Source organism: Exiguobacterium sp. KJ 601 (assembly GCF_027161185.1).
Lineage (GTDB): Bacteria > Bacillota > Bacilli > Exiguobacteriales > Exiguobacteriaceae > Exiguobacterium > Exiguobacterium profundum.
Map to the genome: position 1 here is coordinate 349,793 of NZ_JADHZG010000001.1, position 12,721 is coordinate 362,513.

General features: G+C 46.0%; 11 protein-coding genes. 7 read left to right on the forward strand and 4 right to left on the reverse strand.

Translation table 11 applies throughout. The annotated features are described in order from the left end of the window. The 4 genes from IRJ25_RS01900 to IRJ25_RS01915 are packed head-to-tail and all read right to left on the reverse strand — an operon-like array spanning position 1 to position 4,837. The gene (locus IRJ25_RS01900) at positions 1 to 1,248 is read right to left on the reverse strand and encodes a glycosyltransferase family 2 protein (RefSeq protein WP_214779602.1); all 1,248 of its coding nucleotides are present in this window, start codon (positions 1,246 to 1,248) and stop codon (positions 1 to 3) included. A gap of 2 nt (positions 1,249 to 1,250) precedes the next feature. Beyond that, complete coding sequence (locus IRJ25_RS01905) at positions 1,251 to 2,942, reverse strand: DUF2334 domain-containing protein (RefSeq protein ID WP_214815612.1); 1,692 nt, start codon at positions 2,940 to 2,942, stop codon at positions 1,251 to 1,253. Next, positions 2,932 to 3,789 (reverse strand): GGDEF domain-containing protein, encoded by an 858-nt coding sequence (locus IRJ25_RS01910; protein ID WP_269317648.1) that lies wholly within the window; start codon positions 3,787 to 3,789, stop codon positions 2,932 to 2,934. Before IRJ25_RS01910 ends, IRJ25_RS01905 begins: the two co-directional genes overlap by 11 nt. Then, the gene (locus IRJ25_RS01915; RefSeq protein ID WP_269317649.1) at positions 3,770 to 4,837 is read right to left on the reverse strand and encodes a glycosyl hydrolase lipoprotein; all 1,068 of its coding nucleotides are present in this window, start codon (positions 4,835 to 4,837) and stop codon (positions 3,770 to 3,772) included. Before IRJ25_RS01915 ends, IRJ25_RS01910 begins: the two co-directional genes overlap by 20 nt. 505 nt (positions 4,838 to 5,342) lie before the next feature. Between IRJ25_RS01915 and IRJ25_RS01920 the strand changes: the two genes are divergently transcribed. Genes IRJ25_RS01920 through wecB form a run of 7 tightly spaced genes read left to right on the forward strand, consistent with a single transcriptional unit; the run spans position 5,343 to position 12,719 of the window. Beyond that, positions 5,343 to 6,101: a YveK family protein gene (locus tag IRJ25_RS01920; protein WP_078147569.1), complete on the forward strand. Its 759-nt coding sequence runs from the start codon at positions 5,343 to 5,345 to the stop codon at positions 6,099 to 6,101. Continuing rightward, a complete protein-coding gene (locus IRJ25_RS01925; RefSeq protein WP_074035895.1) occupies positions 6,067 to 6,765 on the forward strand; it encodes a CpsD/CapB family tyrosine-protein kinase in 699 nt (232 codons plus the stop codon). The genes IRJ25_RS01920 and IRJ25_RS01925 overlap by 35 nt, the downstream gene beginning before the upstream one ends. Before the next feature lie 10 nt (positions 6,766 to 6,775). Next, positions 6,776 to 7,990 (forward strand): glycosyltransferase, encoded by a 1,215-nt coding sequence (locus IRJ25_RS01930; RefSeq protein WP_269317650.1) that lies wholly within the window; start codon positions 6,776 to 6,778, stop codon positions 7,988 to 7,990. Further along, a complete protein-coding gene (locus IRJ25_RS01935; RefSeq protein ID WP_214690491.1) occupies positions 7,987 to 8,913 on the forward strand; it encodes a glycosyltransferase family 2 protein in 927 nt (308 codons plus the stop codon). The genes IRJ25_RS01930 and IRJ25_RS01935 overlap by 4 nt, the downstream gene beginning before the upstream one ends. Before the next feature lie 15 nt (positions 8,914 to 8,928). Further along, positions 8,929 to 9,975 carry an EpsG family protein gene (locus tag IRJ25_RS01940; RefSeq protein ID WP_214690492.1) on the forward strand — a complete coding sequence of 349 codons (1,047 nt, stop codon included), beginning with the start codon at positions 8,929 to 8,931 and terminating at the stop codon, positions 9,973 to 9,975. 18 nt (positions 9,976 to 9,993) lie between these two features. Beyond that, the gene (locus IRJ25_RS01945; RefSeq protein ID WP_269317651.1) at positions 9,994 to 11,556 is read left to right on the forward strand and encodes an oligosaccharide flippase family protein; all 1,563 of its coding nucleotides are present in this window, start codon (positions 9,994 to 9,996) and stop codon (positions 11,554 to 11,556) included. Positions 11,557 to 11,567: 11 nt separating this feature from the next. Next, entirely contained in the window at positions 11,568 to 12,719 is a 1,152-nt protein-coding gene (wecB, locus tag IRJ25_RS01950; RefSeq protein ID WP_269317652.1) for a non-hydrolyzing UDP-N-acetylglucosamine 2-epimerase, read from the forward strand. Positions 12,720 to 12,721 lie beyond the last annotated feature (2 nt).

Consider the following 12,721-nt stretch of genomic DNA (forward strand, 5'->3'; position numbering starts at 1 on the left):
TCAGTCAAATCGGTCTGTTTTATACCATTTGACTTCTTGATTAAATAGCACGCGCTTCATTTCCAGGTAAAGCGAGTAAATGACAAGCACAATCCACAATTGGCTGTACGTGAAGTACATCAGAATAACGGTAAAGAAATTCTGCACATTAAATTCGGAGCGTTCGATACTGAGTGTGACGAATACTTCGGTCACAAATAGTAAAAATGCGAGAATCCATAAAATCAATGTGATATTTCCAACTTCTAAACCGATATCAACAAACAAATTAATCACAAATAGACTATTCGACAGAATCACGCCAAAGAAGAATAAAAAATAAGTGAAAAAAAAGTAAATGATATCGAAAACGATTTTCTTTCGTTTTAGCGAAAATAATTGACGCATGAATTTGAGAACAACGTATTGATTCCCGCGTGCCCAACGCGTTCGTTGTTTCCACCAAACTTTTAATGTTTGAGGTTCTTGTTCCCATGTGATTGCGGCAGGGAAGAATCGAATATGCCAACCAAGTTCATAGACTCGAATCGTGAGTTCGGTATCTTCTGCTAACGCTGCTTCATCCCAGCCGCCAAGTTCTTCAATAATGGAACGACGGATGGCGAAGTTGGTTCCAGGAATTGTGGCAATGTTAAACCACTTCCATCTACCTGCTTGTGCCATCCATTGAAAACAGATGGTCTCGATATTGATCAAACGAGTCAGCAATGTTTCATATGCATTGGTAACTCGGAATTTACCGACAACTGCTCCTGCATGAGGGTCATTTAATAGACCCATCACGAGATGATAGACACTATCTTTTTCGGGTGTGTTGTCTGCGTCGTATACGACGAGCACATCACCGGTAGATTGCGTCAATCCGTAATTTAAAGCAGAAGATTTGCCTTTACCCGCATAAGCAGGTGTAGTTTGTACAACATGAATAAAAGAATATTTGTCGGCGAACTGTTGAGCGATTTCTCCTGTTCGGTCAGATGAATTATCATTGATTAAAATGACTTCAAGTTTGTCATGCGGATAAGCGATACGAGCCATTGCCCGAAGCGTAGCAGCAATGACCACAGCTTCATTGTGTGCAGGTATTAAGACTGAGACTTTAGGTAGGTCTTTCATGTTTTTAGACCACTCAGAGATTGGATCACGAAACGTCATGAAGTGCCAAAACCCACCTTGCATTAAAAACATGTGGTATAGAAGCATCGTCCAAATCATGACGAGAGAGAACAGGAAGAGTACATTTGCCATGATTAACCACGCTCCTTAAATAATCGTTTTTTACGTTGCGTGCGAAGATAGAGGGTATAGACTAGAAACATCAGTACGGCAGTAAACGTGATGATCGCTAGAGCCCAAAGTGATTTTTCAAGAAAAGAGTTTGGCATATGCAATTTTAACTGACTCCATACAGGGGAACGATTGTCTTGAAGAGATATCGTTCCGTTTGAAGTTTGAATTGACACATCCTCTGTACGGACCCACTCATTTTGATTACGTAAATTTAACCACTGGAAGCCAGGTGTAGATTCCATCATATCTATAAGATCCGCCAAATGCTCCATGCCGATATACGGGTGATAGAATCCTCCAATCATGGATTCTCGAACAAGCATTAATTCATCGCGAGCCCGACGCATTTCGTCAACAGGTCTTGGTAAATCAGTTCTTACATACCCAATGGTTTCAGGGTACAAAGTCATCCCATGTAATAATGAAGGTTTTGAGATATAAGGGGTGGAACCCATTATTTCCCAATCGGTTTGACTCCATTGAATTTGTCCGAATATATTTGAAAATTGATTAGCGGTTAACTCATATCCAGAATGTGACATGGTGTAGTGTGGAGCTTCAAATCCTATAGGGTGAAGTCCTAACGTTACTAATTCATGAATTGAGTTTGTTAATTTTGAGTTAATGTATGAGACTTGATCATTTAAAATGTTTTTACGATACATCTGATAATCTTTTTCATTGCTAAATGATTCTCTAAACTTTAGTGTTGGAGGGGTTTCGTTCTCAGCAACGAGGACAGGTTGATCGTTTTCTACATCCCAAAATTCGAATCCCTCTCCTGTTTCAGAAAAACGATATTGATGAGTATAACCATGAGAGATGACAGAGGCTCCTCGTTGCTCAAGCTCCTTAATTACTTTAAGTAATTCTGGGCGATCTGTGTAATGGACATTCTGTTGTGATTCTGGGTCAATATACACTGTAATGACAGCTAATATAAGTGGGATATCACGATTCAATAAGTATTCTCCTACTTCCTTGAGTAATGACGGGTCTGTACTAGGATTTATATCCTCTAATCTGATATATCCCAAATGTTCATTTTTTCCTTCTACGCTAAAGAAATCAAATAGGCTATCTGCTACAAGTAAAGAAGAGCGATTTAATAAGTTATAAATACCAGAATAAAAATAATTTTCTGATTGAACTATGATCGGTGTTTTCACATCTTGATGTATAAAACTTGCTTGTACGGTGTGGTCTCGATTCTCTACAGATAAAACAGTGTCGGCTAGTTCAAAAGTCAAACTCTTATTAGTACGTTCTTGATGAAACTTAGAGACACCTTGCTTTTTTTTCGTACTAATGTTTTTAAACGCATCAAGTTGATTTACATTAAATCCAATTCCATAAATTACAGAGCTCGATTGATTAATTTGTTTACGAGTCTCTAAAGGAATTGTTGAAGGATTTAAGCCAAAGTAAAAAAGATGGCTAGTTTCATCTAAAGAATCGATTGTGACTTCCGAATCTCGAAGAATTTCGATATTTTCAGTGAAGTGCGATACTAAGGCATCGAGTTTATATACTTCTGACGGTACTTCTTTTGATTTTGAACTGTAGATAATAGTAACGTTAGGACTTTTTGCGTGAGTGAGCTGTGGGATAAACAATATGAATAACACGAGAAACAGTACTTTATAGCGCATAGCTCTTCAACTCATTTCTCATTAATCCAAGTACTTCATCTGGAGATTCAATACCAGCTTCTTTTGTAACAGTATAGTGGGCAATATGATTAGTAAATGAGACCGTTTTGCCATTTGAAATGTCATAATCGCCAATCATATGTTTAAAGCGATTTAATATGATTTGCATGTTTTCTTCAGAAGCATATGGCAAAATCAGTGCGAATTCTTCTGTAGAAAGTCTGAATTTTTTATCTGTTGTTCGTGTGGACTGATGTAATCGTTCGCTAAAGAACTCTAAGAAGCGAACTGATTCGTCAGGACCATACAATTTCTTGAATTCAGAAAAATGATCAATTTGGTATAAAAGAATGGTGAAAGATTCCCCATGACGATTCGTCCGATCGATTTCTAACTGAAGTTCGAGTTCGAATCGACTCTCGTTATCAAGACCCGTTTCATCATCAATTGCAACGAGACGTTTTACTTTTTCTTTTAACGCTAAATTAAGCTGTAATAGTTGATTAATTTGTTCGTAGACGTTCCCACTTAGAACAACTAATCCAAGTAGCCATAATCCGTAATAAAATAAAGTAGCTTCTGAAAATAAAAATGTTTGGTCTGCCGGACGGAATACAACATTCCAGAAATAGAGACTACCAAATAGAAATAAAATGATTAGAGCAGTAAATAATCCCGCACGTAAACCTGTGAATAAACTAACAAACAAGGCAACTGCAATCAGAATCAATCCTTCACTTTGTACGTCTCCTAAATCGGGGATGAAAAGATAAAATAAAACGACCGCAATTAATAACAAACCTATATAAAAATTAATAAGATTCTTTTTACGGAATGAGGTATCCATCTAAAAGTCCTCCTTCTGCTAGTAAAGGTAATAAATTATCAAACGAATGAGTTTCTTTGTTCGATACGTCAATGTATCCACCGTAGTATTCGGATGACGAATCGGAAATCATAAACGTCTTTAAATGTTCCATAATTGTCTCGGCAAATTCCCTTTCGTCACGTTCGAGTAAATAAAAAATAGCTAATGCGTATACGGCCTGCGATTCATAGTTTACAGCAGGTTCTTTAGAGTCAAGATCGTATCGCCCGTAAATGAGACCTTGATTGAACTGTTCTTTAAAAAAATTATAAAAAACGTCAGTTTCCAGATTGAATTGTTCATATCGAATGGCAACATAAAGTTGGTCAATCATGTTGATTTCATCATCGAAGTGATACTTTTGATCAGATATCGAATATGACTTGGCGAAAAAAGGCCCTTGCAAAGGTGCTTCTTCGAGAAGGTGTTTGCTATTAAGATATAAATGATTCGAAGAAGGCATATAGCGTAAAGCTGCTTCATCTAAGTAACTAAGTGTCAAGACATCCCCGGTCTCATTCGTTGTTAAATCAACATAGTCTACGGGAAGGCCGTTTTTCACTCCTTTAGTTGCGAGGGATGTTGAGATTTTTTCTGCTAACTTTGCATAGGAAGGTTCGTTAAACACTTCTGCTGCTTTCGATAATGCATGAATGATCCGTGCATCATCAATCCAAGCGTTTACTGGGCTTGCTATGATGGCATCACCTGTTTGTTCAAGACGCCAACTGACTAAATCGGATTCATCTAGAAAATTGCGTTTAAAAATATCAATTTGATTATCGAATTCGTCTTTACGTTTTTGGTTTACTAAAAAAAGTAAATAAAGACCGAGAGATTCAGATAAAAATTCATGTTGTCGATCCGTGATATTTGTTCGAATGAGCCCTTCTTCGGTCAATAAATGTTTTCGAACGAATGATTCCGTTGCAAATTTACTCTCATATGACTTTAAAGGCGGATTTTCATTGGAACATCCAGTCAAAGTTAAAAATAATGCTGTTGAAAGAAAAACGAGTTGTCGCATAGATAGCCCCTTATAAAAATAAAATAGCATCATACTATAAATGTAAATTACCCATTTTATTGATGGATATATACACTTAAATGGATGAGATGATTTAATATATGTCTTTTTTAGGTATTTGAATATTATTTTCATAAAAATATTAATGGTCGATGATTATATTGGATATCGGCAGGTCTTCCATCAGTTTTAAGTAAGAAAACAAGGAATGAGTACTCATTGGAATTTCGTCCCTTTGACATAGTATTTCATACAAAGAAGATAATTACATCACGTATGTCGTATCAGCGATGAATTTAAAAAGTGAGGGGCTAACCCTCACTTTTTTGTTTTGTCTTCATGACTGCAACGAAAAAGAAGAAAGCGGAACGGCATCATGACATGATGTTGCGAAAAAATGATAAATCCTTCTTTCCAATTATCAAGATGAAGGGGGTAAGAAGGTAATACAGTTAACCTGCGCCTGATTTCGGTCATTTAATCTGTCTGTAGGGAGGAAACCAACATGAAGGAACAAACGACGATCGTGGGCGATCTCGTGGAAGTTCTCAAGAAAAGTAAGAAGTGGATGTTCGTGAGTATGGTTCTCGTCGGACTCCTAGCTTACTATGTGAGCACTTCATTCATCCAGCCGAAATATGAGGCGTCCACACAAGTTCTACTCGTTACACAACAAGAAGACAACCGCGTAGACAGTTCGGAAGTGTTATCCTCGCTCTCACTTGTCAATACGTATCGCGTCATCATGAAGAGTCCGGCTGTTCTTGAGAAAGTAAAAGAACAGGTGCCGAACGCACCAGACCCGCTCTCGGATGCACTCACCGTAGAAAGTGAAGAGGAATCGCAAGTCATCAATGTGTTCGTCACCGCGAACGACCCCGTCGTGGCGGCGGAAACGGCCAATGTGATCAGTGAAGTGTTCGTTTCTGAAATCCCGGATCTGATGAACATCGACAACGTTCGAATTTTATCTCCAGCCGAAATTCCGGAGGCGCCGGTCTCACCGAACGTACTGCTCAACACGGCAATCGGTCTTTTCGCCGGATTCTTGTTAGGTGGATTCATCGGTCTATTACGCCACGTCTTTGATAAACGCATCCGGAATGAGCAAGAAGCGGAACGGTTGCTGGATTTGCCAGTCATCGGATCGATTCCGACAATCGAACGCCGGGATTTGAAAACGAAAAATGTGAAAGAAGCGACACCCCAAGTGAAAGGAGACGTTTCGCATGTTCGGTCGAAAAAAGAACGCCAATCGTCTTGATTATAAAAAACGGGATCTCGTCACGTTGGCGAATCCGAAGTCACCGATTTCTGAACAATATCGGACAATTCGGACCAATCTGGAGTTCACGTCCGTCGGCCATAAGTTACAGATGATCACGATCACTTCCGCTTCGTCCGGGGAAGGGAAGTCGACCACGGCGGCAAACCTAGGGGTCGTCTATGCGCAACTCGGAAAAAATGTCGTCATCATCGATTGTGATATGCGCAAACCGACGGCACACCAAACGTTTCAGATGTCAGCACATGCGGGATTGTCTACCGTATTGGCCGGTCGCGTCACGCTCGAACATGCGCTCCAAAAAACGGATATTCCGCGTCTGACCTTGCTGGCGGCCGGTCCGATTCCACCGAATCCGACCGAACTGATCGCCTCGTCACGCATGACGGACCTCCTGAGTGATTTGCGTGAACAGTTTGATATCGTGATTGTCGACACACCTCCGATGATGCACGTCGCCGATGCTCGACTGTTGGCCAACGTATCCGATGGGACGATTCTCGTGATCGGTTGCGAGAACTCAGATCGTCAGCTCGTCCTGAAGGCGAAAGAACAACTTGAACGGACCGGGTCACAACTTCTCGGCCTCGTCCTCAACAAACGTTCTTCTCGTGATAACAACACCTACTACGCATACGAGTGAGGTCTCGGACATGAATATTCTACACATCAATGCCATCAACGAAGTGAAAAGCACCGGTCGGATGTGTAAAGAGCTCGCATCCGTTCATGCCTCTTACGGACACAACGTCCGAATCGCCCATGCGACCGGACCGGTGACCGAGACGAGTGTGGTAGTCGGACAGGCGTGGGAAACGAAGCGACATGCGCTCCACGCCCGCGTGACGGGGCGCCAAGGGTACACGTCTAAACGGTCGACCGCTGACTTGATTGCCTTCATGGACAGCTTTCGGCCGGACGTGGTTCATCTTCATAATCTTCACGCCAATTACCTTCATCTTCAGACGTTGTTTGAGTATTTGGCGAAGCAGGACATCGCCACCGTCATGACGCTTCACGACTGCTGGCTATTCACCGGGAAATGTACCCACTATACGGCGGTCGGATGTACGCGCTGGAAGGATGGATGTGGACAATGCCCGCTCTTAAAAGAAGACATCCCGAGCTGGTTTTTAGACCGGACCGGCGAGATGTTGGCGGACAAGCGCCAATGGTACGACGCCATTCCACGCTTGGCAGTAGTGGGAGTGTCGGATTGGATCACGATGGAAGCCCACTTCTCGATTCTGCAACACGCCTCCATCATTCGTCGCATCTACAACTGGGTCGATTTGGAGACGTTCACACCGAAAGAGGTAGCCCCACTTCGGGCACGCCTCGGGTTGACGGGACAACACATTCTTCTCGGTGTGGCGAGCCATTGGACGGAGGCGAAAGGATTGTCTGCCTTCATGGAGTTGGCCACGGCCAGACCGTCCGACCAAATCGTCTTAGTCGGACAGATGCCTGAACAACATGACCTGCCGGCGAATGTGCTTCACGTTCAGGAGACACATGACCCGAGCGAATTGGCTTCTTACTATGCCGCGGCAGACGTCTTGTTGAACCTGTCAGAGGAAGAATCATTTGGAAACGTGACGGCAGAGGCACTCGCCTGTGGCACGCCAGTTCTCGTCCTCGATTCCACGGCCAGTCCGGAACTTGTGACAGAACGGACCGGTGTCGTCGTCGCCACGCGATCGGTCGAAGATGTAATGGACGGACTCGATCGTCTCCATCACGCCTCGATCTCACGAATCGCTTGTGCGAACGAAGCGCGTCAACGGTTCGACTTATTCGACCGGGCGGAGGACTACCTGCACGTGTATGAGGAGCTGCAAACCGAGAAAGTGAGGAACGCTTTATGACACCACTCGTATCCATCATCATCCCCGTCTATAACGGGAGCGATTATTTACGGACATGTATCGACAGCGCCTTAGCCCAGACGCATCCTTCGATTGAAGTGATCGTCGTCAACGACGGCTCGACTGATGACGGGAAAACGGCGGCGATTGCGACAAGTTACGGCAAGAAAATTCGCTACGTGGAAAAGGAAAATGGGGGCGTCTCGAGTGCGTTGAATCGTGGGATTGAAGAAATGAACGGAGACTATTTCTCCTGGCTCAGTCACGATGACGTGTACGAACCGACAAAGATCGAACGACAGCTCGCCGCATTGCACGAGCAACATCTCCCGATGAACCAGACAATCGTCGTCACAGGGACGGCGTTCATTGACGAAAATGGGGAGGCAATCCGACGGGTGCAACGGAAAGTGAGCGGATTCTATTCGAGTCAGGACATGTTCCGTCACTTGCTGTTGTCCTCGACTTTGAACGGATGCGCGCTCTTGATTCCGCGACGAGCGTTCGAACATCGGCGTTTTTCGTTAGAGGACCGCTTCATTCAAGACTGGATCTGCTGGGTCGAGTTGGCGCTCGATGGGTTCGACTTTTACGTGATGCGTGAGCCGCTCGTCTATTCACGGATTCACGGCGAGCAACAGACGAAAAAAATCGCATATCGAGCCACGATGGAATCGAATCGCTATCTGAAGCGGCTACTCCAGGACGTCGAGGTGCGTGATAACGGAGAGGAATTGACCGCCATCATTCTGAAGCACACGTTTAAAGAAAATGCGGCGGACGTACGGGAACAGTACTTAACGACACATGATGTGAATCGTTACTTTGGACCGCTGGAATATCGGTGGCTTCGCTGGAACGGTATCCTGTTTTCAAACCTGCTGTCTCTATATCGAGGGATGACCAATCTGATTTATCGTTAGAAAGGAGGGGTTGAGATGACGATCTATTTAGTCAATATGGCGCTGTTGGTCGGTTGGGGACTGTTGTTGATCCGTCACGAGATTCCGAGTCGCCGTGCTTGGTTCGTATCTTTCGCCACGATTCAATGGATCGTCTTGTCAGGCTTCCGAGACGTCACCGTCGGGGCAGATACCGCGCAGTACAAGGCACTCTTCCTTCAGTCGCAAACGTTACCGCTCGGTGCGTTCACCGACCGCTTCTTTGAAATCGTCTTCACTGAGAGCGAGGACCCGGGTTTCTACCTGTTCCAACGTCTCATCCAGTATGTGATTACGGACTATCAAGTGTATCTCGTGCTCATCGCGATGATTTTCATGATCCCACTCGGCTATTTCATCTACAAATACTCGAGCGAACCGCTCATCAGTTTCCTGCTCTTTTCGGTCCTCTTCTACGAATTCTTCGCCGTCACCGGCTTACGCCAAACGGTGGCGACCGCGCTCGTCGTGCTCGTCGGATACCATTTCGTGCGGGCGCGGAAGTTGGGCTGGTTCCTTCTGCTCGTATGCATCGCCATGACGATTCATAAATCCTCGCTCATCTTCGTCCCGTTCTACTTTTTAGCGAACAAGCAACTGACCAAAGCGTATTTGATGACCATGTTCGGGGTCGTCATCGGATTGTTCGTCTTCCGGAATTCGTTCTTCGATCTGCTCGTTCAAGTGTCTGGCTATGAAACCTACAGCGCCATGGAAGGGGCCGGGGCGGTCAACTTCAGTCTGATGTTGCTCTCTGTTCTCTTCATGGCACTATGGCGAAAAGATCAAATTTTAGCGAACAATCCATCCGCCATCCATTTCTTCAATGCGTTGTTACTCGCCGCCTGTCTCTTGCCGTTGACATTCTTAAACCCGTCCATGATGCGGCTCGTCCAATACTTTTCACTCTTCCTATTGTTGATGATTCCAGAGATTGTCGGCACGTTCGAGCGGCGGGAACGACTCGTCGTCTATTACTCGGCAGTTATGTTGCTCGGTCTCTTGTTTATTCGCGAAGCGCCGGTGTATTCGTTCTTTTGGTAAAACGAGGAGGTGAAGCATATGTCGACACGCATGACGCTAGACGAGGCAGCCAGTAACCGCAAAATCAAGATTGGAGCGGTCATGTCCTACACACAGATCTTTTTCGGCATCTTATCCGGTCTCATCTATACGCCGTGGATGATTCATGAAATCGGGCAGGCGAGTTACGGGTTGTATATGCTGACCATCTCTCTCATCAGTATGTTCGCGATGGACTTCGGGCTCGATGCGGCCGTCTCACGATTCATGAGCAAGTATATGGCGGAGGGGGACCACGAGCGGGCAGGACGATTTTTAGGCATCGCCTATAAACTGTTCATCGCCATCTCACTCGTCCTCTTCCTCATCCTCACCGTCGTCTACTTCTTCTTGGACTCGATTTACTCGAGTTTGACAGCGACCGAACTCGAACAGTTGAAAGTGCTCTATGTCATCGCGGGACTGTTCATCGTCGTCTCGTTCCCGACGAAGCCATTCTCTGGCATTCTCGTATCCCATGAACAATTCCTCTTCTCGAGTGCCTTACATCTTGCTGAGAAGGTCGGGACGGTCGCTTTGATGGTCACCGCACTTCTTCTCGGCTATGGGTTGTATGCCCTTGTCATCGTTAATGCGCTGGTCGGCACAATCGTCTTACTCATCGAGTACGTCTTCATTCGGCGCAAGACTCTCGTCCGCGCCAACTTTCAGAATCGAGAGAAAGGAATATATCGGGACATCTTTAGTTTCACATCCTGGAGCACGATCACGCTCGTTGCCCAACGCTTCGTGTTGAACATCACCCCGAGCCTACTAGGGATTCTAGCAGGCAGTGCGTCGATTGCCCTCTTTTCCGTCGGGATGGTCATCGAAGGATACGTCTGGACCATTGCGGCTTCACTCGGCTATTTGTTCCTTCCGAAGGTCAGTCGGATGTTGTCCCGAAACGATCGTGAGGCCATCGGGTACCTCTTCGTCCGCATCGGTCGAATTCAACTGTATATCGTCGGACTCATTCTCGCTTCGTTCTTCATCCTCGGTCGAGAGTTCATGCACCTATGGGTCGGACCAGACTTCACCGACTCCTACGTGATCGCGCTTCTCTTGATTGCACCGAGTGTGATCACGTTGACGCAAGACATCGGCAACACGACACTCATTGCCGAAAACAAGGTGAAGTATCGGGCGTTCGCAGCCCTTATCGTGGCCGCCATCAGTATGACGCTCTCGCCACTGTTGATTCCACACTTTGGTCCGATTGGTGCGGCCATCGCCATTTGCATCGGCAACATCGTCGGTCTCGTCTTCTATATGAACGTGATTTATCATCGGGTCCTCGGTCTCGACATTCTTGGCTTTTTCCGCAAATGCCATCTGAAACTCTTGCCCGGTATTCTCCTGTACACGCTCATCGGCTGGGGAATCCAGTTCTTCTTCCCGTCCTCGAACTGGTTCGGCTTCGGCTTGAAGGGAATCGTGCTCATCAGCATATACGCCATCATCATGTGGGGACTCGCATTTGATGAAACGGAGAAAGCCATGTTCCGCCAAGTGTTCGCTCAATTGAAACTACGCATCCTATCCATTCACCACACATCCTAGGAGGGAACAAGATGAAACGACTCAAGGTCATGACGATTGTTGGTACTAGACCCGAAATCATTCGATTGTCCGCCGTGATGGCACGTCTCGAAGCCTCCGAGGCAATCGATCATGTGCTCGTTCATACGGGACAAAACTATGATTATGAATTGAATCAGATTTTCTTTGAAGACTTTGGCCTGCGGACACCGGATTATGTGTTAGACGCCTCGGCGGATGGTCCGATGGCGACGATCGGCAATATCCTCATCGCCATCGATCCCGTGCTCACATCCGAGCGTCCGGACGCGGTCTTGCTACTCGGGGACACGAACAGCTGTCTCGCAGCCATCGCCGCAAAACGTCATCACATTCCCATCTTCCATATGGAGGCGGGGAATCGCTGTTTTGATGAACGGGTCCCGGAGGAGACGAATCGTCGCATCGTCGACCATATCGCCGACATCAATCTGACCTATAGTGACATCGCACGCGAGTATCTGCTTCGTGAAGGGTTACCGGCGGACCGCATCATCAAGACGGGGAGCCCGATGTACGAGGTGCTCCATCGTCAACGGGAGAAGATCGAGCGGTCAGACGTGCTCGAACGGCTCGACTTGGAGCGAGATGCCTATTTCGTCGTATCGGCCCATCGCGATGAAAACATCAGTGATGACGAGAACTTTTTCGATCTCGTCGACACGCTCAATGCGGTCGCGACCACGTACCAGCTCCCCCTCATCGTCAGCACCCATCCCCGGACGGCAAAACGCATTCGTGAGAGTGGGGTGCGTCTCCATCCAAACATTCGTACCCTCAAGCCGCTCGGCTTCAGTGACTACGTCCACCTGCAACTCCATGCGAAGGCCGTGTTGTCGGACAGCGGTACGATCAGTGAAGAAAGCTCGATTCTTGGAATCAAAGGATTGAATATCCGACAAGCGCATGAGCGTCCGGAGGCGATGGAGGAAGGGGCAGCGATGATGGTCGGATTGAAGCGGGAACGGGTGCTTCAGGCGCTTCGAATCTTAGAAGAGACGGAAGGTCCGATGCGACTCGTGAACGATTATGCCATGCCGAACGTCTCCGATAAAGTGCTCCGCATCTTGCTGTCCTACACGGACTATGTGATGCGAGAAGTGTGGAAGCAACATCCGGTGTCGACCGAGAAGAAAGAGGTGTGAGC